This is a genomic window from Burkholderia sp. JP2-270 (assembly GCF_003233675.1).
In the GTDB taxonomy this organism is placed as follows: Bacteria; Pseudomonadota; Gammaproteobacteria; order Burkholderiales; family Burkholderiaceae; genus Burkholderia; species Burkholderia pyrrocinia_C.
The window spans coordinates 1,509,127-1,534,197 of the sequence record NZ_CP029825.1 but is presented as its reverse complement, the minus strand read 5'-3'; the positions used below and the strand labels follow the sequence as shown (position 1 = coordinate 1,534,197).

The 25,071-nt window shown below is 68.6% G+C and carries 23 protein-coding genes; 13 read left to right on the top strand and 10 right to left on the bottom strand.

Annotation, left to right across the window (positions count from 1 at the left end; genetic code table 11):
• Nucleotides 1-49: 49 nt before the first annotated feature.
• Entirely contained in the window at nucleotides 50-1,252 is a 1,203-nt protein-coding gene (gene fabV, locus DM992_RS24790; protein WP_111019042.1) for an enoyl-ACP reductase FabV, read from the bottom strand.
• A gap of 160 nt (nucleotides 1,253-1,412) precedes the next feature.
• On the opposite strand from fabV, the gene DM992_RS24785 reads away from it, so the two are divergent.
• The 6 genes from DM992_RS24785 (at nucleotide 1,413) to DM992_RS24760 (ending at nucleotide 6,979) form a co-directional block, all read left to right on the top strand.
• Complete coding sequence (locus DM992_RS24785) at nucleotides 1,413-1,946, top strand: MarR family transcriptional regulator (protein ID WP_047902276.1); 534 nt, start codon at nucleotides 1,413-1,415, stop codon at nucleotides 1,944-1,946.
• Nucleotides 1,947-2,034: 88 nt separating this feature from the next.
• Nucleotides 2,035-3,354 (top strand): SDR family oxidoreductase, encoded by a 1,320-nt coding sequence (locus DM992_RS24780; RefSeq protein WP_111020385.1) that lies wholly within the window; start codon nucleotides 2,035-2,037, stop codon nucleotides 3,352-3,354.
• The gene (locus DM992_RS24775) at nucleotides 3,351-3,821 is read left to right on the top strand and encodes a DUF2269 domain-containing protein (RefSeq protein ID WP_111019041.1); all 471 of its coding nucleotides are present in this window, start codon (nucleotides 3,351-3,353) and stop codon (nucleotides 3,819-3,821) included. The genes DM992_RS24780 and DM992_RS24775 overlap by 4 nt, the downstream gene beginning before the upstream one ends.
• A gap of 96 nt (nucleotides 3,822-3,917) precedes the next feature.
• Nucleotides 3,918-4,787, top strand: a complete 870-nt coding sequence (locus DM992_RS24770; protein ID WP_111019040.1) for a DUF393 domain-containing protein — start codon at nucleotides 3,918-3,920, stop codon at nucleotides 4,785-4,787.
• Nucleotides 4,784-6,283 (top strand): TIGR01777 family oxidoreductase, encoded by a 1,500-nt coding sequence (locus DM992_RS24765; RefSeq protein ID WP_111019039.1) that lies wholly within the window; start codon nucleotides 4,784-4,786, stop codon nucleotides 6,281-6,283. The genes DM992_RS24770 and DM992_RS24765 overlap by 4 nt, the downstream gene beginning before the upstream one ends.
• Nucleotides 6,284-6,355: 72 nt before the next feature.
• Nucleotides 6,356-6,979: a glutathione S-transferase gene (locus DM992_RS24760; RefSeq protein ID WP_111019038.1), complete on the top strand. Its 624-nt coding sequence runs from the start codon at nucleotides 6,356-6,358 to the stop codon at nucleotides 6,977-6,979.
• A gap of 98 nt (nucleotides 6,980-7,077) precedes the next feature.
• Here DM992_RS24760 and DM992_RS24755 read toward each other — a convergent pair whose 3' ends face one another.
• Both DM992_RS24755 and DM992_RS24750 read right to left on the bottom strand, forming a co-directional pair.
• The gene (locus DM992_RS24755; RefSeq protein ID WP_111019037.1) at nucleotides 7,078-8,478 is read right to left on the bottom strand and encodes a serine hydrolase; all 1,401 of its coding nucleotides are present in this window, start codon (nucleotides 8,476-8,478) and stop codon (nucleotides 7,078-7,080) included.
• Between the two features lie 192 nt (nucleotides 8,479-8,670).
• Nucleotides 8,671-9,852, bottom strand: a complete 1,182-nt coding sequence (locus tag DM992_RS24750) for a hypothetical protein (protein ID WP_204356173.1) — start codon at nucleotides 9,850-9,852, stop codon at nucleotides 8,671-8,673.
• Nucleotides 9,853-10,135: 283 nt separating this feature from the next.
• Here DM992_RS24750 and DM992_RS24745 point away from each other — a divergent pair, with 283 nt between their 5' ends.
• The 5 genes from DM992_RS24745 (at nucleotide 10,136) to DM992_RS24730 (ending at nucleotide 14,329) form a co-directional block, all read left to right on the top strand.
• Nucleotides 10,136-10,555 (top strand): HIT domain-containing protein, encoded by a 420-nt coding sequence (locus DM992_RS24745; RefSeq protein WP_111019036.1) that lies wholly within the window; start codon nucleotides 10,136-10,138, stop codon nucleotides 10,553-10,555.
• Between the two features lie 251 nt (nucleotides 10,556-10,806).
• Nucleotides 10,807-10,971, top strand: coding sequence for a hypothetical protein (locus DM992_RS42370; RefSeq protein WP_167347856.1), 165 nt, complete (start codon nucleotides 10,807-10,809; stop codon nucleotides 10,969-10,971).
• 150 nt (nucleotides 10,972-11,121) lie between these two features.
• Nucleotides 11,122-11,781 (top strand): isoprenylcysteine carboxylmethyltransferase family protein, encoded by a 660-nt coding sequence (locus tag DM992_RS24740; protein WP_111019035.1) that lies wholly within the window; start codon nucleotides 11,122-11,124, stop codon nucleotides 11,779-11,781.
• 378 nt (nucleotides 11,782-12,159) lie between these two features.
• The gene (locus DM992_RS24735; RefSeq protein WP_034181694.1) at nucleotides 12,160-12,615 is read left to right on the top strand and encodes a hypothetical protein; all 456 of its coding nucleotides are present in this window, start codon (nucleotides 12,160-12,162) and stop codon (nucleotides 12,613-12,615) included.
• Nucleotides 12,616-13,492: 877 nt separating this feature from the next.
• On the top strand, nucleotides 13,493-14,329 hold the full coding sequence (locus DM992_RS24730) for a bifunctional allantoicase/(S)-ureidoglycine aminohydrolase (protein ID WP_111019034.1): 837 nt from the start codon (nucleotides 13,493-13,495) through the stop codon (nucleotides 14,327-14,329).
• An 87-nt stretch (nucleotides 14,330-14,416) separates the two neighbouring features.
• Here the strand turns inward: DM992_RS24730 and DM992_RS24725 are convergent, their stop codons facing one another.
• Nucleotides 14,417-15,211, bottom strand: coding sequence for an aminoglycoside phosphotransferase family protein (locus tag DM992_RS24725; protein WP_111019033.1), 795 nt, complete (start codon nucleotides 15,209-15,211; stop codon nucleotides 14,417-14,419).
• A 237-nt stretch (nucleotides 15,212-15,448) separates the two neighbouring features.
• On the opposite strand from DM992_RS24725, the gene DM992_RS24720 reads away from it, so the two are divergent.
• Nucleotides 15,449-17,566: a PBP1A family penicillin-binding protein gene (locus DM992_RS24720; protein ID WP_111019032.1), complete on the top strand. Its 2,118-nt coding sequence runs from the start codon at nucleotides 15,449-15,451 to the stop codon at nucleotides 17,564-17,566.
• 8 nt (nucleotides 17,567-17,574) lie between these two features.
• Nucleotides 17,575-18,186: a trimeric intracellular cation channel family protein gene (locus DM992_RS24715; RefSeq protein ID WP_111019031.1), complete on the top strand. Its 612-nt coding sequence runs from the start codon at nucleotides 17,575-17,577 to the stop codon at nucleotides 18,184-18,186.
• 21 nt (nucleotides 18,187-18,207) lie between these two features.
• On the opposite strand, the gene DM992_RS24710 is transcribed toward DM992_RS24715, so the two are convergent.
• The 6 genes from DM992_RS24710 to DM992_RS24685 form a co-directional block, all read right to left on the bottom strand.
• Complete coding sequence (locus tag DM992_RS24710) at nucleotides 18,208-18,591, bottom strand: VOC family protein (RefSeq protein WP_204356172.1); 384 nt, start codon at nucleotides 18,589-18,591, stop codon at nucleotides 18,208-18,210.
• 105 nt (nucleotides 18,592-18,696) lie between these two features.
• Complete coding sequence (locus tag DM992_RS24705) at nucleotides 18,697-19,518, bottom strand: heme ABC transporter ATP-binding protein (protein ID WP_111019029.1); 822 nt, start codon at nucleotides 19,516-19,518, stop codon at nucleotides 18,697-18,699.
• A 55-nt stretch (nucleotides 19,519-19,573) separates the two neighbouring features.
• Nucleotides 19,574-20,659: an iron ABC transporter permease gene (locus tag DM992_RS24700; protein WP_111019028.1), complete on the bottom strand. Its 1,086-nt coding sequence runs from the start codon at nucleotides 20,657-20,659 to the stop codon at nucleotides 19,574-19,576.
• A 15-nt stretch (nucleotides 20,660-20,674) separates the two neighbouring features.
• Nucleotides 20,675-21,592, bottom strand: coding sequence for a helical backbone metal receptor (locus tag DM992_RS24695; protein WP_111019027.1), 918 nt, complete (start codon nucleotides 21,590-21,592; stop codon nucleotides 20,675-20,677).
• Nucleotides 21,589-22,680 carry a ChuX/HutX family heme-like substrate-binding protein gene (locus tag DM992_RS24690; protein WP_111020383.1) on the bottom strand — a complete coding sequence of 364 codons (1,092 nt, stop codon included), beginning with the start codon at nucleotides 22,678-22,680 and terminating at the stop codon, nucleotides 21,589-21,591. The genes DM992_RS24695 and DM992_RS24690 overlap by 4 nt, the downstream gene beginning before the upstream one ends.
• A 49-nt stretch (nucleotides 22,681-22,729) precedes the next feature.
• Complete coding sequence (locus DM992_RS24685; RefSeq protein WP_111019026.1) at nucleotides 22,730-25,000, bottom strand: TonB-dependent hemoglobin/transferrin/lactoferrin family receptor; 2,271 nt, start codon at nucleotides 24,998-25,000, stop codon at nucleotides 22,730-22,732.
• Nucleotides 25,001-25,071: the final 71 nt, after the last annotated feature.

Genomic DNA, 25,071 nt, shown 5'->3' with positions numbered 1-25,071 from the left:
CGGGAAGCACGACCCGCCGCCCGCGCGGTGCGCGCGGCGGGTCGTGCCGTCAGGCCGTCGTATCGATGATGCCCGGGATCTTCACGTCCGGGTTCACGTCCGCGTCGTAGTCGACGCCGGCGATCTCGAAGCCGAACAGCCGCAGGAAGTCGGTCTTGTAGCCGGCGAAGTCGGTCAGCTCGTACAGGTTCTCGTTCGTCACCTGGTCCCACAGCGCGACGACCTTCGCCTGCACCTGCGGATCGAGTTCCTTGTAGTCCGCGCGCAGCCGGCCTTCATCGTCGACGTGCGGCGTCGTGCCGTACAGGCTGTCCTTGAGGAGCCCGTACACCTGCTCGATGCAGCCTTCGTGCGTGCCGGTTTCCTTCATCACCTTGAACAGCAGCGACAGGTACAGCGGCATCATCGGGATCGCCGAGCTGGCCTGCGTGACGACGGCCTTCAGCACCGACACGCGTGCATCGCCGCCGTGCGCGGCCAGCTTGTCGCGGATCGACAGCACCTTCTTGTCGAGATCCTTCTTCGCTTCCCCGATCGAGCCGTTCCAGTAGATGTCGTGCGTGATCTGCTCGCCGAGATACGTGAACGCGGTCGTCTTCGCGCCGTCGGCCAGCACGCCGGCTTCATCCAGCGCGTCGATCCACATCTGCCAGTCCTCGCCGCCCATCACGGCGACGGTGCCGTCGATCTCTTCCTGCGTGGCGGCCTCGAGCACGGTGTCCTGGATCACTTCCTTGTCGGTATTGATCCCGCGGAACGACACCGTCTTGCCGATCGGCTTGAGCGTCGAGCTGATCGTTTCGCCCGTCTTCGGGTGCGTGCGGCGCGGTGCCGCGAGGCTGTAGACGACGAGATCGACCTTGCCGAGATCCTGCTTGATGGTGTCGATCGTGACCTGCTTGACCTTGTCGGAGAATGCGTCGCCGTTGATGCTGCGCGCATAGAGCCCCTTTTCCGCGGCGAATTTCTCGAACGCGGCGCTGTTGTACCAGCCGGCCGTGCCGGGCTTCGATTCGCTGCCGGCGCGCTCGAAGAACACGCCGAGCGTGTCCGCGCCCGAGCCGAATGCGGCCGAGATCCGGGCGGCGAGGCCGTAGCCGGTCGACGCGCCGATCACGAGCACCTTCTTCGGGCCGTTGGCGATCGGGCCGTGCGAAGTCACGTAGTCGATCTGTTCCTTGACGTTGGCTTCGCAGCCGACGGGATGAGTCGTCACGCAGATGAAGCCACGCACGCGCGGTTTGATGATCATGGAAACCTCTTGTCAGAAAGGCGGAAACGGCCTGAAATCGGAAAAATCCCGCGCATTGTAAAGGAAGCGGCCGATCGCGGGCGCGCGCGGCAGGAAGGTGCCGGATCGTCCGGTTATTTCTCTCTTGACAGAAATAACTGAAATGAATAAATTTCCCGACATGGAACTCACACCGATTGCCGAACGATTCATTCTCCACTGGGGCGAAATGGGCTCGCGGTGGGGCGTCAACCGAACCGTCTCGCAGATTCACGCGCTGCTCTACCTGGCCGGCCGGCCGGTCGCGGCCGACGAGATTGCCGAGACGCTCAACGTCGCGCGCTCCAACGTCAGCACCAGCCTGAAGGAACTGCAGGCGTGGCGGCTCGCGAAGGTCGTGCATGTGCTGGGCGATCGCCGCGACCATTTCGAGACGTCGACCGACATCTGGGAACTGTTCAAGCTGATCGTCGAAGGGCGGCGGCAGCGCGAGATCGAGCCGACGCTCACGGTGCTGCGCGATTGCCTGACGAGCCCGGAGATCGCCAACGAGAGCCGCGAGACCGAACAGCGTATCCGCGACACGCTGCAGTTCGTCGAGACGCTCACGACCTGGTCGGACGAGATGCTGCGGCTCAAGCCCGATACGCTGATGAAGGCGCTCGGCATCGGTGCGAAGATCAGCCAGACGGTCAGGCGCAAGTCGTCGAAGTAGGCGGTAGCGGAAGTGCGGGCAGGCAGCCCGCTTTTTTCGGAATTGATATTTCTGTCTGTACAGAAATAACTGTAATAAGAGGATGAAAATGAATGCAGTCATGCCGTCGACGTGCCAGAGCGACCGCACCGGGGAACGCAGCGTGACCGTCCTCGTCTGCGGCGCGAACGGCTTCATCGGGCGGGCACTGTGCGCGCAGCTCGAAGCCGGCGGCCATCGCGTGCTGCGCGGCGTGCGCGATGCGGCCGGCCCGCGCGACGTCGCGATCGACTTCGCGAAGGACATCGATCCCGACGCGTGGCTGACGCGGCTGGAGGGCGTCGACGTGGTGATCAATGCGGTCGGCATCCTCGCCGATCGACGCGGCGCGACGCTCGACGCCGTGCATCGTGCCGCGCCGTGCGCGCTTTTCGCCGCGTGCTGCCGTGCGCGAGTGCGGCGCGTGATCCAGATCTCGGCGCTCGGCGTCGAGCGCGGCGATACGCGGTACTTCGCGAGCAAGCACGCAGCCGATCGCTTCCTGCAGACGCTGCCGATCGACTTCCGGATCGTGCGCCCCGCGCTGGTCTACGGCGCGGCCGGTACGTCGGCGCGGTTTTTCCGGATGCTCGCGAGCCTGCCCGTGCATGTATTGCCGGCGGGCGGCCATCAGCGGCTGCGCCCCGTGCATGTCGACGATCTCGCCGAACTCGTCGCGCGGCTGGTCATGCAGTCGTTCGATTCGCCGGCGGCCGGCGGCGCGGTGATCGACGTGGTCGGCAACGACGAGGTCGAATACCGCGAGATGCTGGCCCGCTACCGGGCCGCGCTGGGGTTTCCGCCGGCCGCCGGCGTGACGCTGCCGGGCCCGCTGGTCGGCGCGGCGGCCGCGCTGCTCGGCACGCTGCCGGGTGCGATGTTGACGCGCGATACGTGGACGATGCTGCGCGGCGGGAACACCGGCGATCCGGCGGCAGCCACGGCCGTGCTCGGCCGGCCGCCGCGCGGCATCGGCGGTTTCATCGGCGCGGACGCGGCCGCGCTGCGTCGCGACGCGCTTGCGATGTGGCGGCGTCCGTTGCTGCTGGGCGCACTCGCGATCGTGTGGATCTGGACGGCCATCGCAAGCGCGTTCATTCATCCGCTGCACGCGAGCCTCGCGCTGCTTGCGCATGCGCACCTGACGGGGTTGCCTGCGCTGGCCGCGCTCTATGCGGCTAGCGCGCTGGACTTCGCGTTCGGCATCGCGACCGTTGCCGCACCGTCGCGCCGCCTGTGGGCCGCGCAAGCCGTGCTGATCGTCGCGTATTCGGCCGTCATCGCGGTCACGATGCCGGGCCTGCTGGCCGAACCGTTCGGCCCCGTGCTCAAGAACGTGCCGATTCTCGCGATCCTGTTGATCCTGTTTTCAGAAGAAGAACACGTATGAATACCTATCTCGTCGTCAAGGCGTTGCATATCCTGTCCTCGGTGCTGCTGGTCGGCACGGGGTTCGGCACCGCGTTCTACTTGTTTTTCGCGAACCGCACGCGCTCGGTGCCCGCGATCGCGGCCGTGTCGCGGCTCGTGGTGCGCGCGGACTGGTGGTTCACGACACCGGCCGTGATCTTCCAGCCGGCGTCGGGGTTGTGGCTCGCGCATACGGCCGGCTGGCCGTGGCATACGCCGTGGCTCGTCGCGTCGATCGTGCTGTATGCGATCGCCGGTGCATGCTGGCTGCCGGTCGTGTGGCTGCAGGTCGAACTCGCCGCGATGGCGAAGCTCGCGCACGTGAACGGCGACGCCGCATTGCCGGAACGCTACTGGCGCTATGCGAAGCGCTGGGAACTGCTCGGCTATCCGGCGTTCTGCGCGATGCTGTCCGTCTACTTCCTGATGGTGCTCAAGCCGGTGTAGGGCCGTCGCCGCCGCGCGGAGCAGCGGTGCGGCGCACCTGAAAGCAGTCAATCGATCGATTCATGATGCTTGCGATAACAAGAAGGAGTGCAAATCATGGACTCAAGTGAACTAGTGCTGTACTTCGACGGACGGTGTCCGTTATGCGTCGCGGAAATTCGGCGTCTCGCGGCCTGGAATACGCGAGACCGGCTGGCTTTCGTCGATATCGCCGAGCCGGGATTCGATCCGGCGCCGCTGGGCGTCGACCTGCCCGCGCTGAACAGCGAGTTGCATGCGCGCCTACCCGACGGACGCATGCTGACCGGCATGGACAGCATCCTGGCCGCCTATACGCTGGTCGGGCGCCGCTGGCTCGTCTGGCCGCTTCGCGTGCCGGCCATGCGCGCCGCGCTCGCGCCGCTGTATCGCCGCATCGCACGCAACCGGCATGCCGTTTCCAGTTGGCTCGGCTATCACGCCGAAGCGCACTGCGAAGGGCCGGCGTGTCGCATCGGCAAGGCCGCTGAAAACACGGCGGCAGATCGTCCTGCGCGCGACAGCATCCGCCGCATCGTCGTGCGCTGGATGTATGCCGCGGCGATCGTGCATCTGCTCGTCGGCGTGGCCGCTCCGTGGCTCGCCGGTGCTCCGTTCGTCGATGCGTATCACCGCGGCATCGAGCTGCATTTCTGGGCGGGCGTGGCACCCGAACCGGCGCGTGCCCAGCAGATATGGTGGATGTCGCTGATCGCCGCGACGGTGCAGTGCGCGTCGGTCTGGATGCTCGCGCTCGTCCACCTCGGCAACCGGTTGCGCAAGGGGGAAACGTGGGGATGGCTGCTGGCCGGCCTGCTGGTCTGGGCGCCGCAGGACATGCTGTTTTCATTGCAGGCCCGTGTATGGGGCCACGTGGCGATCGACGCGGCCGCACTCGTCGCGATGGTTCCGCCGCTTGTCTGGCTGTTGAGGAGGGATACCGCGTGAACACCTTGCCTGCCTACGACTGGGCGCTCAACCTGCTGATCGTGCAGGGCGCGATGGGCGCATTCGATACGCTTTATCACCACGAGCTCACGCAGGACCTGCCGCACAGCCCGCGCGCGCGGCTCGAGCTGGCGATTCATGCGGTGCGTTCCGTGCTCTACGGCCTCGTGTTCGCATCGATCGCGAACGTCGCGTTTCACGGCGCCTGGGTCGCGGCGATCGCGGCGGTGGTGCTCGTCGAAGTGGCGCTGACGTTGTGGGACTTCGTCGTCGAGGACCAAAGCCGCAAGCTGCCGGCGACCGAGCGCGTGCTGCACACGCTGCTGGCCGTCAACGGCGGCGCGCTGTTCGGGATGCTCGCGATGCAACTGGCCGTCTGGGCGCACGAACCGACCGCGCTGCACGCGATCCACGTCGGCTGGCGCGGCTGGCTACTCAGCCTGTTCGCCGTCGGCGTGACGATATCGGGTATCCGCGACGGGATTGCCGCGTGCCGGATCGCGCGACACGCCCCGGTCGCCAATCCGTTCGCGGGGCAGCCGGCCGGCAACGTGCTCGTCACCGGCGGCACGGGTTTTATCGGCGAAACCCTCGTGAACCGGCTGCTCGATGCGGGGCATACGGTCACGTTGCTGGCGCGCGATCCGCTGCGCGCGGCCTACCAGTTCCAGGGCCGCGTGCGCAGCGTGACGTCCGTCGAACAGTTGCAGCCGCACGAGCACTTCGACACGGTGATCAATCTCGCGGGGGCGCCGGTGCTGGGCGCGCGCTGGAGCAAGCGCCGGCAGGCGCTGCTGCTCGCCAGCCGCGTCGGCGTCACGCAGTCGCTGATGCGCTGGGTCGAGACCGCCGAGGTCAAGCCGAGCACGTGGATCCAGGCATCCGCGATCGGCTACTACGGCGTGCGGCCGGCCGACGAACGGCTCGATGAGGGCAGCAGCGCCGGCTCCGGCTTCATGTCCGAGCTGTGCCGGCAGTGGGAACGGTCCGCACAGCCCCTCGAACGCCATGGGGTGCGCGCGGTGGTGCTGCGGCTGGGCGTCGTGTTCGGCCCCGGCGGGGCGTTGCGTCCGATGCTGCTGCCGCATTACTTCGGGATGGGCGGGCGATTCGGCGACGGCGCACAGGTCATGAGCTGGATTCACCGGGACGACGTACTTCGGATCATCGCGCGCGCGATGTCGAGCGAGGGCATGCACGGCGTCTACAACGCGGTGGCGCCCGGGTCATTGACCCAGCGCGAGTTCGTGCAGGTCGTGACGAAAGTGCTGCGCCGCCCCGCATGGCTGCACGTGCCGGCCGCGCCGCTGCGCTGTGCGATGGGCGAGATGGCCGAGCTGCTGCTGGACGGGCAGCGAGTGATGCCGGCCCGGCTGCATCAGGACGGGTTCATGTTCCGGTTCCCGACGGCGGAGCACGCGCTGCGCGACCTGACGAATCGGCCGCACGCCGATTTTGCGGGCCCGGCCTGTTGTTTCCCCCAAGGTCGTGTATAAATTCGACGTGACCGCGCCCGGGACGTGTCGTGCGTCCCGAACGCTCCGCATCCGACCTCACAAGGAGACTGCATGCTGCACATCCTCGGCAAGATCCCGTCCATCAATGTCCGCAAGGTGCTGTGGCTGTGCACCGAGTTGAACCTGCCGTTCGAACAGGAAGACTGGGGCGCGGGTTTCCGCACGACCAACGATCCGGCCTATCTCGCGCTGAATCCGAACGCGCTCGTGCCCGTCATCAAGGACGACGATTTCGTGCTCTGGGAATCGAACACGATCATTCGCTACCTCGCAAACCGCTATGGCGGCGATGCGCTCTATCCGGCCGAGCCGCAGGCGCGCGCGCGGGTCGATCAATGGATCGACTGGCAGGGTGCGGACCTGAACCGCTCGTGGGTCGGCGCGTTCCTCGGCCTCGTGCGGAAATCGCCCGATCATCAGGATCCGGACGCCATCGCGCAGTCGATCGCAGGCTGGACGAAGCACATGCGCGTGCTGAATGCGCAGCTCGAATCGACCGGCGCGTTCGTGGCCGGCGGCACCTTCACGCTCGCGGACATTCCGATCGGCCTGTCGGTGAATCGCTGGTTCGGCACGCCGTTCGAGCATCCGGATTTCCCGGCGGTGTCGCGCTATCTCGAGCGTCTTGCGACTCGCGAAGGCTTCAAGACCTACGCCGGCAGCGCGAATCCGTGACGCATCGCAGGTAGCGCGCGGCGCGGCGGCGTTGCAATCGCCGCCGCGTCGCCGCGTCGCCGCCGGCACGCACGGGCCTCGGGCTCGCCGGCCTGTCGTCACGCGCCGGGCGCCGGCACCGCGTCGAGCACGCGCGCGAGAAACGCTTCGTGATTCCATGCGGACTCCGGCCGCGACAGCCCGAGCCGCACGACCACCAGCTGACGGCTCGGCACCACACTGACGAACTGGCCTTCATGGCCGACCGCATGAAACGCGTCGGCCGGCATCGCGCTCGCATGCGGATCGCGATCGTTGAACGGCTCCGGCACCTTGACCCACAGATGCGCGCCGAATTCCTGGCGCGGCGACTGCGGCGTCGCGCGCGTCAGGTAGCGCACCCAGCCCGCCGGCAGCAGCCGCTGCCCGTTCCACTCGCCGTCCTGCAGCAGAAACTGCCCGAAGCGCGCCCAGTCGCGCGCGCTCGCATACATGTACGACGAGCTGCCGAGCGTGCCGGACGCATCGGGCTCGAACACCGCGCTGCGCATCCCGAGCGGAGCGAACAGCGCGCGGCGCGGAAATGCGAGGTAGTCATCGTTGCTGCCGCCCATCGCTTCGCGCATCACGCGCGCGACGATCGCGCTCGTGCCGCTCGAGTAATACCACTGCGTGCCGGGTGTCGAAGCGAGCGGTTTCGCCGACGCGAACCGCGCGGTATCGGGCTGCGTGAACAGCATCACGGCGACGTCGGACAGCGGGTCGTCGTAGTCCTCGTTGAATTGCAGGCCGCTCGTCATCCGCAGCAGTTCGTCGAGCGTGACGGCCGCGCGCGGGTCGCCGCTGCCGCGCCATTCGGGCAGCAGCGCCGATGCGTCGGGCGACAGCTTGTGCTGCGCGACGAGCATGCCGACCAGCGCGGCCGTCACGGTCTTCGTCATCGACCAGCCGGGCAGCGGCGTGTCGGCCGTGAAGCCGGGCGCATAACGTTCGGCGATCACCTTGCCGCGCCACATCACGACGACCGCGCGCGTGCGCCGCGGCCGTGCCGGTTCGGGCTCGTCGAATGCGCGGTCGAGCGCGGTCTGCAGCTTGTGCGCGTCGATGCCGGCGGGCGGCGCGGCGGGCGCGGGCTGCGCGGGCGGCGGGTCGGGAAGAAGGGGCAACGCGGCCGGCAATGTGGCAGACGACGGCCCGAGCACGAGCGTGCAGCCGAGCCCGGGCCGGAAGTCGGCTTCGCGCCCGGCGAAGCCGGCGAACGTCGCTACCGCACGATGATGGTCGGGATCGAGCGACGGACGTACCAGTTTCAGCAGCGGATGCACGCCGGCCATGATGTCGACGTCGATCACGGACGCGGCCGGGCGGCCCGACACGTACACGCCGGAACACAGCGCCTTGGCGGCATAGCCTGTGGCGATCGGCGCAAGCCGCGACAGCATGTATCCGGCATAGCCGACCGCGGCCAGCAGCACGAGGGCGGCGCCCCGTCGGATCAACGTCTTGATGGGTGTCGTCATGCGCGAGCGTCCTCGGTTGTCTGCAGGCGGGCGATGAACCGGCAGTGTCGCAGGTTCGGGCGAGCGCTGGCAATCGCGGGCGCCGGCGACGCCCGGCGGTGTCGATCGGACGCATGTTGCGCGGCGGGTGCGAATCGTATGTGTCGATCGCGAGGTTCGAACGGGCCGCATGCAGCCCGTTCACATGGCGCGTCATTGTGCGTTGTTGTTGTCGTTGTCCAAACGCAGTGTCCAGACCGTCGCGGTATTCGTGTTGTCGTTGACGGCCGCGAATTGCGACTGGCCTTTGCTGCCTCGCCCGAATGCAAGGCCGAATGCCGCGCCCGGCACGATATCGACCTGCATCTGCGCGACGAAGCGTCCGTCCACCGTGAATTCGACGATTTCGCTCGGATGCTGCGGGTCGGCGTTGACCGCGTCGCCGTTCGCGGTCACGAGATGGCCGTTCGGCGCGAGCGCCAGCGCGAGCGGGCCGTGCAGGTGCTTCGTGTCGAAGTAGATCATCCGGCCGACGCCGCCGTTGCGGTTCGTCGACGCGGCGTTCTGGATCGCGAACACCGCGTTGTCGCCGGTGGAAGCGACATACAGGACGTCGACGTTCGGGTCGTACGCGAGGCCGGTCGGGCCGACGACGAGTGCGTTGGGGTCGGTCCGGTTCACGTAGCCCGACGCGATGATGTGCGAGCTCGGCAGCATCGTGACGCCGTCGTTGCCGATCGCCAGTTCGATCCGCGCGACCGTCCCGTTCAGCACGTTCGACACGAATGCGGTCACGCGCTGGCCGCGATCGATCACGGTCATGTCCCACGGCCCGTCGAGCAGTGTGGCGCTGACCAGTTGCGTGACGAGATTGCCTTGCGGATTGATGACGAGCAGCGAGCCCGGCGCGACGACGGTCTTGCCGTCCGGCGCCGGTACGTTGCCGGCCAGCACGAAGCCGCTGCGCAGCACCGCGAGCGCGGTCGTCAGGCCGAGATTGCGGCCCTGGAAGAACGTCGCCGGCGTATTGCCGGGCGACAGCTTGACGATCGTCGTGCCGGTGCCTTGCGCGTTCGACGCCGCGTTGAAGTTGGACACGACGACGTCGCCCGGTTTCAGCGTGCTCCAGGTCGGCACGCCGCGCGGCACGAACGCGATGCCGTACGGATTGAGATCGCCGTTGGCCGGCACGGTCGATGCGGTGACCGACGAAGGCGGCAGGATGACGTCGTTGCCGCCGGCCCACGCGAACGTCGACGACAAGGCGGCCAGCCCGGCGGCGCAAGCCGCGCGGCATAACGTGCGCGCCAGCGCGTGCGAGGCGCGCGCGTATGCCGGCGGGGGCGCGGCGAAGACGGGCGGGGCGGGGGAACGACAGGTGGGGAGAGGGTCCATGGCATGACTCCGGTTGATGAACGAGCAGTCATCCCGGCTGCCGGCCAGCGCAGCCGACGGGTGTCCGGCGCGGGTTCGCGATCTAGCCGCGCGAACCCGCGCTCGAAATAAACGGATGGCGACGGCTGCTTATTCCATCCCGCTGCGCACGTTGCATGCGCGTCGGCAGCCATTGTTCGCTGCAATGGCAACACGGCCTGACAAGTTGAAATATCGAGCGCCGTCGGCCGATAGTCGTCCGGCATAGAATGCTTACCCTGTCCAACCGTTATCGGAACGCGCCATGTCTTACGACAACAACAACCCGTTCGCAAAAATCCTGCGCGGCGAACTGCCGTGCGTGAAGGTCGCGGAAGACGACGCGACCCTCGCGATCATGGATCTGATGCCGCAGGCCGACGGTCACGTGCTCGTGATCCCGAAGGAGCCGGCCGCACAGATCTTCGAGCTGTCCGGCGACGCGGCCGCGGCCGGCATCCGGATGACGCAGCGCGTCGCGGCGGCGGTGCGCGCGGCGCTCGAGCCGGACGGCGTGTTCATCGGCCAGTTCAACGGCGCGGCGGCGGGCCAGACGGTCCCGCATGTGCACTTCCACGTGATCCCGCGCCGGGAAGGCGTCGAGCTGCGGATGCATGCGCGCGACATCGCCGACGCGGCAACGCTCGAATCGATCGCGCAGCGCATTCGTGCGCGTTTCGTGTAAGAAGCGCGTTCGCATGCGGCGCGGCGGCGCACATGCCGGCCGTCGCGCTGCGGCAGTCTGTTTCAGCAGTCACGTCGGGTAACACGTGTAACCGCGCACGAAACTCGGCCCGGCAAGCCGCGCGCTAGACTCGGCGCATTGTTTCATCGAGCGACAGGAAGAGCGGATCGCCTCTTCGTGCCGGCCGCCGCCGCTCGCGGCGGCAGGGTCTTCGCAAGGTGTCATTCGTCTTTCGCGCCGGGAATCGAGCCATGTCCAGACTTCTCATCACGCTTGCCCTGATCGGCGGCCTGTCCGGCTGCTACGTCGCGCCGCCGTACGGTTACGCGCCCGCGCCGGCCTACTACGGCTACGCGCCGGCGTATTACGCGCCGCCCGTCAGCATCGGGATCGGCGGCAACTTCCGCATCCGCTGATCGGGCCCCCGGCGCGGGCCTTGCCCGCACCGGTCCGCTGCCCTTCGCCGGAAGATTCGCGCGGATTCGCGCGCCGCATGACGACGGCACGCTGCGCATCGTGCGCACGGTTCCTATACTTCACAGGAAAGTGCATTCGGTGAGGCAGCCATGTCCGTCACACGCAAGGTCGCTGTCCTGTCGGGCGTATCGACGCTCGTCTATCTCGGGCTCGCGGTGCTCGGCATCGGCGGGTTCGCTGCCTTTTTCTCGCATCCGCCGTTGACCGTGATCGTCGTCGCGACACTCGCGATGGCCGTCGCCGCGATGTTCACCGAAGGCAACCTGAGCGCCGGCGAGCGCGAGAACCGCGACAACCGCTGGGTGCTCGCGGCATTCGCGGTGAGTGGTTTCCTGCTCGCGTATCTGCCCGCGCTGACCGACCGGCTCGATGTCTGGACCCTCGGCGGCGATACGGTGCGGTGGCTCGGCGTCGCGCTGTACATCGCGGGCGGGGTGCTGCGCCTCTGGCCCGTGTTCGTGCTCGGCAAGCGCTTCAGCGGGCTCGTCGCGATCCAGCCGGGCCATACGCTCGTGACCGACGGCATCTACCGCCGCATCCGCAATCCGAGCTATCTCGGCCTGCTCGTCAATTCGGTCGGCTGGGCGCTCGCGTTCCGCTCGGGCGTCGGCGTGCTGCTGGTCGCGCTGATGATGGTGCCGCTCGTCGCGCGTATCCGCTCAGAGGAAGCGTTGCTGCATTCGCAATTCGGTGCCGAATACGACGCGTATTGCGCGCGGACCTGGCGGCTGCTGCCCGGCGTGTACTGACCCCTCATCGCGCCGCCTGACCATCGTTTCGGCGCGCGCTTACGACACGTGCCCGATGTGTTGCCACGTGTGTCTCGAACGTGCGACGTTGCACGTGGCCAGCGTGCCGTTCCACCGGGCCGGACCCTCGTGGAAGTCAATGCCGGAAAGGGTTTCAGGCGATTTCGGGGAGTGCGTTCGACGTCCGTTATTCGTAAACAACTTGTTACCAGAATGTCCACGGCAGGGGTGTGGGACCGATGCTATTCTTCGCCGCAAGCTCAATGAAATGAATTGGTCCGGGGTTCGGCACAATGCCTGAACCGACATCGATCGATTCAGATCGTCGTACCGAGCGGACCTTCGATAACCAGATTGCGAACAAGGAAGAATACGGGAATGTGGAAGAAAATCGCCCCCGCTCTCGTCGTCGCCGCGCTGACCGGCACGACTGCACTGCCGGCATTGGCCGGTGACTTGAACAATGCGCTTGGCGGCGCGCTCGGCGGGGTTGCCGGCGCAGCGGTCGGCGGCGCGGTCGGCGGCAGCACCGGCTCGGTAATCGGCGGCGCCATCGGCGGCGGCGCGGGTGGCGCGGTGACGTCGAACCGTCGCGAGCGTACCGGCGCGATCATCGGCGGCGCACTCGGCGGCGGCGCAGGTACCGCGGCAGGCAACGCGATGGGCGGCCGCACGGGCGGCCTGCTGGGCGCGGCGGTCGGCGGCGGCGCGGGCGCGGCGCTCGGCGGCAACATGTCGCGCAGCTCGTACGAACGCGATTACGGCGATCGCGGTTATCGGGGCGATCGCGGCTATCGTCGCCACAAGCATCATCACCACCGCGACTGGGACTGATCGCCGCTGGCGCGGCACGGTGCGCGACCCGCGCACCGTCGCGCCGACGGCGTCGGCACCCGACGCGAGAATCGGCCCGGCGGCCTGCCGGGCCACCATCGCCGGCTAGCCCGGCGACCCTTTCCGGCTTCATTGGCCGCTGCCATACACCCGACCGACGGGCCGGCAATTTCTCTCCGCGCCGTATTTCCCCGCTTCCCGACTACAAAGCCTGCCGCGCCTGAATGCGTCAGCGCAAGATCGGCGAACGCCATTACTCAGATTCCGTTCGACAAGTCTGCCGGTTCCAGCCTGACGATGGTTCGCGACCGGGGCGGAGTGCTTCGCGGCCGCGCGCGCATTGACCATCCACGATCTGCGTAACCAGATGTATCGCGACCCGCGCGTGCAACCGGTGTTGCCGCGATCGGACGCGTCGTATCGCCAACGTTCGGGCGACCGTTCGCATCACCCCGACCGTCAGGATTTGCCCGATATGCAGACCGCCGCGCCACGCCGCTTCGCCGCGCATCGCGGGCGCCGGCGGGTAGTGGGAAATCGAATGGATAGCATCGCAACATTTAATTGGTCGATTGCGATCGACTTCGCTATCGTCAACGGCGCCCGCGTACGGAATCGAACCGAGCCATCCGCCGCGTCTCGCCTCGTCGCATCATCGCGAGCGCCGCGGCCCGGCCACCGGCTCCGCCAGCATCGGTCGACGCGTCCGATCGAACGGACGGATCCGTCGCGAAGCCTGGCCGACCGAACGAAGGCGCATGCGCTTTCAAGCCACCCCGGCAACGATGTCCCGCCGCCGCATGCGCGCCCCACGCGCATGCGTGCCGCCCGATGCCGTTTGCGCCCGGGGCCGGACCAACCCATTGCCTGGATGCTTATGTCTAAGACAACGTATTACGCGCCGCACGGCGGCCACCCGCCGCAGACCGATCTGCTGACCGATCGCGCGATGTTCACCGAGGCGTACGCGGTGATCCCGAAGGGGGTGATGCGCGACATCGTCACGAGCTGGCTGCCGTTCTGGACGAACACGCGCCTGTGGGTGATCGCCCGCCCGCTGTCGGGTTTCGCCGAAACCTTCTCGCAGTACATCGTCGAAGTGAACCCGGGCGGCGGCAGCGACAAGCCGGAGCAGGACAAGAACGCCGAAGCCGTGCTGTTCGTCGTCGAAGGCGAAGCCGAGCTGGAGCTGCAGGGCTCGAAGCACGTGCTGAAGCCGGGCGGCTACGCGTTCATTCCGCCGGGCGCGGACTGGACGCTGCACAACGTCAGCGATACCGCGGTGCGCTTCCACTGGGTCCGCAAGCATTACCAGGCCGTCGACGGCATCCCGCTCCCCGAAGCCTTCGTGACCAACGAGCAGGACGTCGAGCCGATCCCGATGCCGGGCACCAACGGCGCGTGGGTGACGACGCGCTTCGTCGACATGAGCGACATGCGCCACGACATGCACGTGAACATCGTGACGTTCGAGCCGGGCGGCGTGATTCCGTTCGCTGAAACGCACGTGATGGAGCACGGCCTGTACGTGCTCGAAGGCAAGGCCGTCTATCGCCTGAACCAGGACTGGGTCGAGGTGGAAGCGGGCGACTTCATGTGGCTGCGCGCGTTCTGCCCGCAGGCATGCTATTCGGGCGGCCCTGGCCGCTTCCGCTACCTGCTGTACAAGGATGTGAATCGTCACATGAACCTGACGCTGAACCCCGCGCGCTAAGCGCCGCGCCGGCAGTCGAATACGAAAGCCCGTCGGTGCATGCCGGCGGGCTTTTTTTCATGGACGGTGCGGCCGGCGTCGTGCTCGCTACAGGCCGAGAGCGGTCGCGGCCAGCGTCGCGACCTGCAGCCGCGTATCGGGCAGCAGGCCGTCTTCGATCAGCCATACGGCCGACAGGCCCGCCCACGCGAGAATCCACTGCAGCAGCCGGCGGCGGTCGAGTTTCGCGGCGTCGGCCACGCACGCGATGCGCTGCTCGAAGCGCACCGGGTCGGTCGCGATGTCGTGCGCGGGATTGCAGAACAGGTTCGCGTAGTCGAAGCCGCGTTCTCCGCGCAGCCCCTTCGGGTCGATCGCGAGCCAGCCGCGTGAGCCGAAATGCAGGATGTTGTCGTGATGGATGTCGCCGTGCAGGACGACTTCATCGACGGACTGTACCGACAGCAGCGCGCGCGCCGTTGCGGCCGATCGGCGCAGCACGTCGTTGGCCGTGGCATCCGACAGCAGCGCATGGAACCAGTCGTGCAGCGGCACGACCGCAGGCGGCTCCGGCGCACGATGCGCATGCAGCCGCGCGACGACGTCGCACGCGATGCGCATCGCGTCGTCGTCATGACCCGAAGCCGAAAAGCCGGCCAGAGACGGCGCCGGCTGCGCGCGTTCGAGCAGGATCGCGTCGCTGTCGTGCTGCCACACCTGCGCGGTGCCTTGCCCGCTCCACCAGGTCATCAGCGCGTTGCCGCGACGCTCTTCGTCGCACGTGGCGACTTTCAGCATCGCGGGCCACGCGTGCCAGAGAACGGGCAGCAGGCTGCCGCTCGCGGTCAGGATCGGGCCGCCGTCGGGAACGAGGCCCCACAGGCCGATGTATCGATCGAACATCACGCGATGGTACAGGCGAACCGGACCGCATGCCGCGCGGTTTGTCCGACGGTGCGCCGCAGGCCCGCATGCGTTGCGCGAACGGCCCGGCGCGCTTTCCTAAATAAAATTCAGCCTGCCAAACTTTGGCTAAAGAATGTTCCGGTTTCGCGCCATCCCTTCGACAATGCGCGCCTTCTGCGATCGGCAGGCGCCTGTCGCGCACCGGCCGTCGCGGCATCGAAGAAGGAGCCCGACATGACCGACCACACCGCTTCCCCTCCGCCGCAACCCGCGCCGCCGCGCCGCCGACGCGCATGGCGCACGCTCGCGGGCGCGCTGCTCGGCCTGACGCTCGCGTGCGCGGGCATCGGCGCATGGACGATCCAGCGCATCTGGACGCAGTTGCCGTCCGTCGAGCATCTGGCCGTCTATCGTCCCGCGCTGCCGCTGCGGATTTTCTCGCGCGACGGCGACTTGCTGGCCGAATACGGCATCGAGCGGCGCGAGTTCGTGCCGCTCGAGCGCATTCCGCCGCTGATGCGGCAGGCGCTGCTCGCGGCCGAGGACGCGAAGTTCTACCAGCACGGCGCGGTCGATGTCGGCGGCCTCGCGCGGGCGACGTTCGCGAACGTCGTGACGGGGCAGCCTGGGCAGGGCGGCAGCACGATCACGATGCAGGTCGCGCGCAGCTTCTACCTGACGCGCGACAAGGTGCTGAGCCGCAAGCTCGCCGAGATCCTGATGGCGGCCAAACTCGAACGCGAATACAGCAAGGACAAGCTGCTCGAGCTGTACATGAACGAGATCTATCTGGGCGAGCGCGCGTACGGTTTCGCGGCGGCCGCGAACGTGTATTTCGGCAAGCCGCTCGACGCGCTGAGTGCGGGCGAAGCGGCCGTGCTCGCGGGGCTGCCGAAGGCGCCGTCCGCGTTCAACCCGGTCGTCAATCCGGCGCGCGCAACGGCGCGGCGCAACTATGTGCTCGGCCGGATGCACGCGCTCGGCCAGCTCGACGACGCGACGTACCGCGCGGCCGTCGACGCGCCGATCGCGCTGGCGACCACGCCGCCGCCCGGGATCGTCGCCGCGCCGTATGTCGCGGAGCGCGCGCGCCGCATGATGGTCGAGCGTTTTCACGACGATGCCTATACGCTCGGCCTCGACGTGACGACGACGGTCTCGATGCGCGACCAGCGCGCGGCCGAAGCCGCGCTCGACCGCACGTTGAGCCGCCAGGCGCGCGCGAAGCGCGATGCGCGCAACGGGCTCGAAGGCGCGCTCGTGTCGCTCGATGCGGCCACCGGCGACATGCTCGCGCTCGTCGGCGGCGCGGATTTCAATCGCAACGTGTTCGATCATGCGCTGCAGGCGTATCGCCAGCCGGGCTCGAGCTTCAAGCCGTTCGTCTATTCGGCGGCGCTGGAGAAGGGCTACTTCCCCGGCGTGCTCGTCGACGATACTCAGCGCACGCTCACGCATGCCGAAACCGGCGCGCGGCCGTGGCGTCCGCGCAATTTCGGCAATCGCTACGAGGGCTTCATCCCGGTGCGGCGCGGGCTCGTGCGCTCGAAGAACCTGGTCGCGGTCAGCCTGATGCAGGCTACCGATGCACGTTACGTACAGCAGCACGCGGTGCATTTCGGTTTCGACGCGCAGCGCAATCCGGCGTCGCTGCCGCTCGCGCTCGGCGCGGGCGCGGTGACGCCGCTCGAGCTCGCGAGCGCATACGGCGTGTTCGCGAACGGCGGGACGCGGATGGAACCGCGCCTGATCCTGTCGGTGAAACAGCGTCACGGCGGCGCGATGTACGAGGCGACCGCACCGGCAGGCGAACGCGTCGTGTCGGCACGCAACGCGTTCGTGATGGACAGCATGCTGCGCGACGTCGTGCGGGCCGGCACCGCGCGCGGCGCGCTGGCGCTGCGCCGCGACGACGCGGCCGGCAAGACGGGCACGTCGAACGGGGCGAAGGACGTGTGGTTCGCCGGCTATTCGTCGGGCATCGTCGCGGTCGCATGGCTCGGCTACGACACGCCGCGCCCGATGGGGCGCGCGACCGGCGCGACGCTGGCCCTGCCGGTCTGGCTCGACTACATGAAGACGGCCGTCGACGGGCGTACGCCGGTCGATGCTTCGCCGCCGCAGGACGTCGCGCTCGTCGACGGCGACTTCGTCTACGCCGAATACACGCGCGGCTCGTGCACGGCCGACGTGCCGTCGTATATCCGCAGCCGCTTCGCATGCGGCGGTGCGGCGGTGCAGGACGCGTCGGACGCGCCTGCCGACAGCGGCAAGCCCGACGAGCCGATGCCCGGCGCGGTCGATGCGGCCGAGCGCGAACGCGTGCTCGACCTGTTCCGGACCGACGACTGACGCGCGCGATGCATACGCTCTATCTGATTGCGATCGTCGCGGAAGCGATGTCGGGGGCGCTGATGGGCATGCGGCGCGGGATGGACCGCTTCGGGCTCGCGCTCGTCGGCGCGGTGACGGCGCTCGGCGGCGGCACCGTGCGCGACGTGCTGCTCGGCCACTATCCGCTCGGCTGGATTGCGCATCCCGAATACCTCGTGATCACGCTCGTCGCGGCGACCGTCGCGTCGTGGGTCGCACGGCATGTCGCGCGGATGAAGACACTGTTCGTCACCGTCGACGCGATCGGCCTCGCGGCGTTCACGATCATCGGCTGCGACATCGGCGCATCGGCCGGCACGGCGCCGATCATCGTCGTGCTGGCCGGCGCGATCACGGGCGTGTGCGGCGGGATGCTGCGCGACCTGCTGTGCAACGAGATGCCGCTGATCCTGCGCGAGGAACTGTACGCGAGCGTCGCGTTCGTCACGGGCACGCTGTATGTCGGGATCCAGCATCTCGGCATCGATGCGGGTTTCGCGACGGTGGTCGCGCTGGCGGTCGGTTTCGCGATGCGGATGCTTGCGGTGCGGCTCGGGTGGAAGATGCGGACCTTCGGCGCGGCGGACGTCGGGCATTGAGCACGGCCCGCGCGCCGAAATTCAGTCCGGCTGCATCACCTGGAAGACGTTGCCTTCCGGATCGAGGCCGTTATACATCCGGTACGCGAAGCCGTCGTAGCGCTTGAGATCGCGCACTGTCATGCCATCGCGGGCGAGCCGGTCGCGATGCGCGGCGATATCGGCATCGATCGAGAAGACGAGCTTCATGGTGCTTGCATCGGCATTCGCATGCGCGGACAAGGCTGCCTGGCGAAACGCCGGGCCTGCCAAATGCAGCACCAGTTCGATCGCGCCCGCATCGAGCACGACCCATGCACCGTCGATTTCCTCGATGACGGGCAGATCGAAATGCCGTTGGTAGAACGCCTTCAGCAACGCGACGTCGCGGACGTACAGGATGATGCGGGTCATCGGAAGCGGCACGAGAGGCTCCTCGAAAGGGATGCGCGAATGATATTGGGTGAAAGTCGCAGTTGACGGCAGCGTAGGACATAGAGCGACGCAACGACCGTGGAGTATTTGCCTACGCTACGCAGGCACCATCACCGGCGGCGTACCGTCACCGGTTTCCACCATCTTCACCGCGAATCCGTAGCACAGCGCGATATGCGCGGGCGTCATCATGTCGCGCGGCGCGCCGTGCGCGACGATCGTGCCGTCGGCGAGCATCGCGATCATATCCGCGTGTCGCGCGGCGAGGTTCGGGTCGTGCACGATCGCGAGCACGCCGAGCTGCCATTCGCGCGCGACCGCGCGCACGGTATCGAGCAAGCGGTGCTGATGCGCGAGATCGAGCGCGGCGGTCGGCTCGTCGAGCAGCAGGTAGCGCGGGCAGCTTGCCGCACCGTCTTCGTCCGGCCATAGCTGCGCGAGCACGCGCGCGAACTGCACGCGTGCGAGCTCGCCGCCCGACAGCGTCGTGACATCGCGACCGACGAGCGCTTCGGCACCCGCGCGTTCGAGCGCGCGCCACGCGATGTCGCGATCGCGGTGCGACGTCGCACCGCTGCGCCGCGCATGCGGATAACGGCCGAGCAGCACGATTTCGTCGACGCTGAACGGGAAGGCCGGCTGCGAGGCCTGCGGCAGCACCGCGCGCAGGCACGCGAGCCTTGGCGCGTCGATGCGCGCGAGCGGTTCGCCGTTCAGCGTAACGTTGCCCGTCACGCGCACGCCGTTCGGCGCGACGCTGCCGGTCAGTTCGCCGGCGAAGGTCTTCAGCAGCGTGCTCTTGCCCGCGCCGTTGCGGCCGAGCAGCGCGGTCACGCGGCCGGGCTCGATCGACAGCGACAGGTCGCGAAGGATGGCGGTGTGTCGGCGGGTGACGTCGAGATGGTGGGCGGTCAGCATGGTCGTCGTGACGTAAGGGTTAAGGGCCTGTTTTCGCTATTAGCGGGAACGGGCCCTAGCCGAGCGCGCCGCGGCTTTTCCACAGCAGCGCGAGGAAGAACGGCGCGCCGAGCAGCGCGGTCAGCACGCCGAGCGGGATTTCGGCGGGCGCGGCGACCGTGCGCGCGGCGAGATCGGCGGCGAGCGTCAGCAACGCGCCGAGCAGCGCGGCGCCGGGCAGCACGACGCGCTGGTCGGGGCCGCACGCGAGCCGCACGCAATGCGGCGCGACGAGCCCGATGAAGCCGATGATGCCCGCGCACGACACGAGGGCGCCGACCGCGAGCGCGACCGCGACGAGCACGCGCCGCTTCAGCCGCTGCACCGGCACGCCGAGATGCAGCGCCTCGGTTTCGCCGAGCTGCAGCGCGTTCAATGCGTCGCGTTCACGTGCGAGCAGCACGCAGCCGATCGCGACGCACGGCGCGACAGCCGCCAGCGCGGACCATTGCGCGCCGCCGAGGCTGCCGAGGCTCCAGAAGGTCAGCGAGCGCAGCTGCGCGTCGTCGGCGACGAACGTGAGCAGCCCGATCGCCGCGCCGACCAGCGCGTTGATCGCGATGCCGGCGTGCAGCAGCAGCGGCAGCGCGAGCCGGCCGCGCGATGCGGCGAGCCGGTAGACGAGCGCCGCGACCGCGAGCGCGCCCGTGAAGGCCGCGACGGGCAATGCGGCCGCGCTCACGTGCGCGGCAAAGAGAGCGGGGCCGAGCACGATCATCGTCGTCGCGCCGAGTGCGGCGCCGCTCGACACGCCGACGAGCCCCGGATCCGCGAGCGGATTGCGGAACAGTGCCTGCATCGCGGCGCCGGTCGCGCCGAAGCCGCCGCCGACCAGCAGCGCGAGCGCGACACGCGGCGCACGGATGTCGAGCAGCACCGCGCGTGCCTGCCGCGCGGCCGCATCGCCGGTCAGCGCGGCCCATGCCTCCGCGAGCGGAATGCGGTACGCGCCGACGCACAGCGCGACGACGGACATTGCGCACACGAGGCACGCAAGCGCGGCCAGCGCGAACGGCGCGAAACGGCGCGACGTGCCGACGCGCGCGGCGCCGGAGCGCGACGCGGGCGACGGTGCGGGGAAAGGCGAGGCGTGAGCGGGCATCGGGGCAGTCCGGAATCAGGCGAGCGCATCAGACAGGCGTCGGTGCAGGGTCGTGACGGCGAGCGGCAGGCGCGGGCCGAACCCGAGCAGGAACAGCGCATCGAGCGACACGACGCGTTGCGCGCGGCCGGCCGGTGTCGCGCCGAAGCCGGGCGTGGCGAGCAGCGCGGCGCGGCCGCCGACGGCCGCGAGCCCTTCGTCGGAGATCAGCACGACGTCGGGCGCGGCGGCCGCGAGCGCCTCGGTCGTCAGCGGCTTGTAGTGATCGAAGCCCTGCATCGCGTTGCGCGCGCCCGCGTAGCGGATCATCGCGTCGGCGGCCGTGCGCTGGCCGGCGACGAGCGCCTGGTTGCCGGTATGGTTCAGCACGAACAGCACGCGCGGCGGCTGCGCGCCGCCGGGTGCGCGCGCGGCGACCGCGTCGCGCGCGGTCTGCCAGTCGCGATCGAAGCGCTGCAACAGCGCGGCGCCCGCATCGCGCACGTCGAGCGCCTGCGCGACGCCGATGATCTTTGCGCGTACCGACTCGACGTCGTGGCGTTCGTCGAACGTCGTCACCGCGACGCCGGCGCTTTTCACCTGAGCGATCGCGGTGGGCGGGCCGGCTTCGGCCGACGCGAGCACGAGATCGGGCCGCAGCGACAGCAGCCCCTCGGCCGACAGCGCGCGCTGGTAGCCGACCTTCGGCAGGCGCTTCGCGGCGTCGGGGTAGGTGCAGGTCGTGTCGGCGCCGACGAGCCGGTAGCGCGGCGCCTCGGCGCCGCCGAGCGCGAACGCGGCTTCCGCGAGCGCGCCGCCGATCACGACCACGCGTTTCGGCGCGGCCTGCGCAGCTTGTGCGAGCGCGCGGCCCGGCAGCGCGCTGGCGAGCGCGCCGGCAGCCGCGCCCGCCAGCACCGTGCGGCGCCGCGGATCGAACGATCGCGCGCTCACCGCGCGCCTCCGTGTGCGGCCGGCGGCAGCGTCGCGACGAGCGCGCGCCAGTCGTCGCGCTCGACCTTGCCGGGCTTGCGCTCGCCGAACAGCAGCGCGACGTGGTCGCCTTGGCGGTCGAACAGTTCGAGCGACGTGACGATGCCGTCGCTCGTCGGCTTCTTCACGACCCATGCGGCGGCGATCAGGTCTTCGCGCACGTGCAGGTTGAAGCCCGGATCGAGCACGTTGATCCACGCGCCGACTTCGCGCACGTTCGCGACGGGGCCCGTATGGATCTGGATCATCCCCGCATTGCCGACGAACACCATGATCGGCTGGCCGCTTTGCGCGGCCCGCTCGAGCACGTGACGCAGCGCATGCGCGGTTTCGGCCGGATATGCGTATTGCGGATCGGCGAGGCGCAGCGCCTGCATGCGGCTCACGCCGAAGCGCTGCGTGATGCCGAAGAACTGGTGCGTATCGGTCATCGCATCCCACGCGGCGCGGAATCCCGCGACGTCGATCTCGGTGTCGGCGCGCTCGGGCGTCTTCGGCGCGGCGGGCGCGACGTCGAGGCCCGGCTCCTGCAACGGTGCGCGCCAGCGTTCGACGAATGCGTCGTACGCGGCGTGGTCGCTGTGCGCGCGCAGGTAGACCTTGTGGATCGCACGGCCCTGCGCGTCGAAGAACTGCAGGCTCTTCAGCGGGCCGTGCGCGGTCTCGTCGCGCACCGCGAACGCCGATACCCAGTGGCGATAGAAGATCCGTAGGTCGATGTCGCCGAGCGCGAGGCCGACGGGGCCGTCATGGCTCATCTGCGCATATTCGCCGTCCTTTTCGTGGACGGCCGTGTCGTTGCGCGTGAGCGCCATCACACGGCCGAGGCGCGGCATTTCCTCGAACATCGCCGGAAAGCGCGCGTCGAGCCGTACGACGTGCTCGCCGACGAACGCGGCGAGCGCCTCGCCTTCGCTGACGCCGAGCGCCTGCGCGACGTCGCGGTTGCGCAGCTGGCGCTCGGTCTTGAGCTTGATGAACGCGTCGCGCAGTGCGGCGGCCGCGCGGGCCGGGCTGGCCGGTTGACCGGGAAGGGCGGATTGCATCATGTCGGACTCCTTCAAGTAACGGTTGGGGTGGCAGCGCGGGCGTCGCGCATCAGAAATCCACTTTCATGCTGACGGCGACCGTGCGTCCGGGCGACGTATACGCATCGAGCACCTGCGAATCGGCCGCGATGCCGCGTACGTCCGACCAGTTCCAGTATTTGCGGTCGAACAGGTTGCGGATGCCGATCGTCGCGCTCACGTGCTTGTTGAAGCGGTAGCCGCCGCGCAGGTCTACGACGAACGACGACGGCGGCGTGAAGCACGCCTTGTTCGAACAGTCGGACTTGTCGACGTCCTTGTCGCGCTTGGCGGCCTGGAACAGCAGGTCGGTCTGCACGAACCAGCGCTCGCCCGGCTCGTAGCGCACGCCGAACACGGCAGAGAACGGGTTGACCGTGTTGAGCGGCTGGCTGGCCGCGCCGTCGTTTTGCGTCGAGCCCTTCGTGAACGCCATCGCCGTCTTCAGCGTGATGCCGTTCGGCATCGCCCATTCGGCGCGGCCTTCGAGGCCGTGGATGCGCGCGTCGGCGAAGTTCACGTACTGGAATACGGACGGGTCGGTCGGCCGGCCGCTGCCGGCGATCGTCGTGCGCGAGATGAAGTTGCGGTAGCGGCCCGTGAACGCGGCCGCGCTGTAGCGCACGACGCCGTAGCCGGTGCCGGCCTTGCCGCGCAGGCCCGCTTCGAACGTGTCGCTCGTCTCGGGCTTCAGGTTCGGGTTGCCGATCGACGTGTAGCCGTACACCGGGTTCGAGAAGCTGCTGTTGACCTGGTCGGGTGTCGGCGCGCGGAAGCCGTGCGCGTACTGCACGTACGGAATGACTGCGGGCGTGATCTCGTAGAGCACGGCGACGCGCGGCGACAGTTCGTTCGCGCTCGTCGACACGGCCTTGCCGGTGAACAGCGGATCGTTTCCGGTCGGGCTCAGCCGGTACGTGTCGAAGCGCAGGCCCGGCGTGACGAGCAGGCGGCCGTAGCCGATCTGGTCCTGCACGAACGCGCCGAACAGCGTGTAGTCGGTGTCGGGGAACGCCTTGTTCGGGAACGCTTCGCCGACGCCCGGCACCGTGCCGTCGCGCATGTTCGTCACGCGCGACAGGCTGCCGTCGACGCCGTACAGCAGCTTATGCACGAGCGGGCCCGTCGCGAAGCCGCTTTCGGCAAACGCGGAGCCGCCGAACGTGCGTTCCTTGTACTGGTTGTCGCGCGAGCGCGAACGCAGCGGCGCGCTGCGCGTCTCGAACGCGTACTGGTCCTGCTTCGCGTCCTGGTAGTAGAACTGCACGTGCGCGGTCTGGAACCAGCGGAACGCGTCGTCGCGGAAGTCGTAGTCGACGCTGAAGCGGTTGCGCTCGAGCCGGTCGTTCGTCGTGAGACCGGGCGTGGTCGGCGGATTGATCGCGGACAGCACGTCGGTGCGCACGCGCCGCTGCACGGTTTCCGCGGTGAACTTGATCGTGTCGCGCGCGGTGGGCGTCAGCACGAGCTTGCCGAGCAGCGATTCGGAATAGACGTCCTGCGGGTTCGACGTCGTGCGCAGCGTGCTCGCCGAGTTGTTGCCGCCGCGCGTGTCGACCTCGTGGCCGCGCCGGCCGTCGGCGATGATCATTCCCTGCACGCGGTCGTTGCCGCCCGCGGCCGACACGGTCGCGCCGATGCTGCGATCGGCCGAGTCGTAGCTCGGCCGGAACGAGAAGTAATAGGGCTTGTGGTAGATCGACAGCAGGTCGCGCGGATCCTTCGTGATGAAGTTCACGGCGCCGGTCAGGCCGTCGCTGCCGTAGAGCGCGGAGGCCGGCCCGCGCAGGATCTCGATGCGCTTGAGCGTGTCGAGATCGGCGTAGTCGCCGCGCCCCGCTTCGAGCGGCCCGAACGAGAACGCGTTCGGCAGGCGGATGCCGTCTTCCATCAGCAGCACGCGATTGCCTTCGAGGCCGCGGATGTTGATGCTCGAATCGCCGTCGCGGCCGCCGCCGAGCGCGGCGCTGCCGGGCCGGTAAGCGGTGCGGCGCACCGTGATGCCCGGCTCGTAGCGCAGCGCGTCCTTGATGTTGGTGGCCTGCTGCTCCTCGAGATCTTCGTCGGTGATCACCGACACCGACGCCGCGGTGCGGCTCGCGGCGGTGGCGGTGCGGGTGGCCGTGACGGTGACGGGGTCGAGCAGCGCTGCATCGCCGTGCGTGGACGCGGCGACGAGGACGGCAGGAGGCGGGGTGGCGCCTTGCGGCGACGAGTCGGCGTGAGCCGGGGCGGCGGACAGGCCGAACGCGCCGAACAGCGCGACGCAGATCGGCCGCCGCGCCAGCGGATAGCAATGCACAGGTGGTCTCCCATAGACGAAAACAAGCCCGAAGGCTGGCTGGGTGACGCGTTCACCTGGCTGGCCCGTCC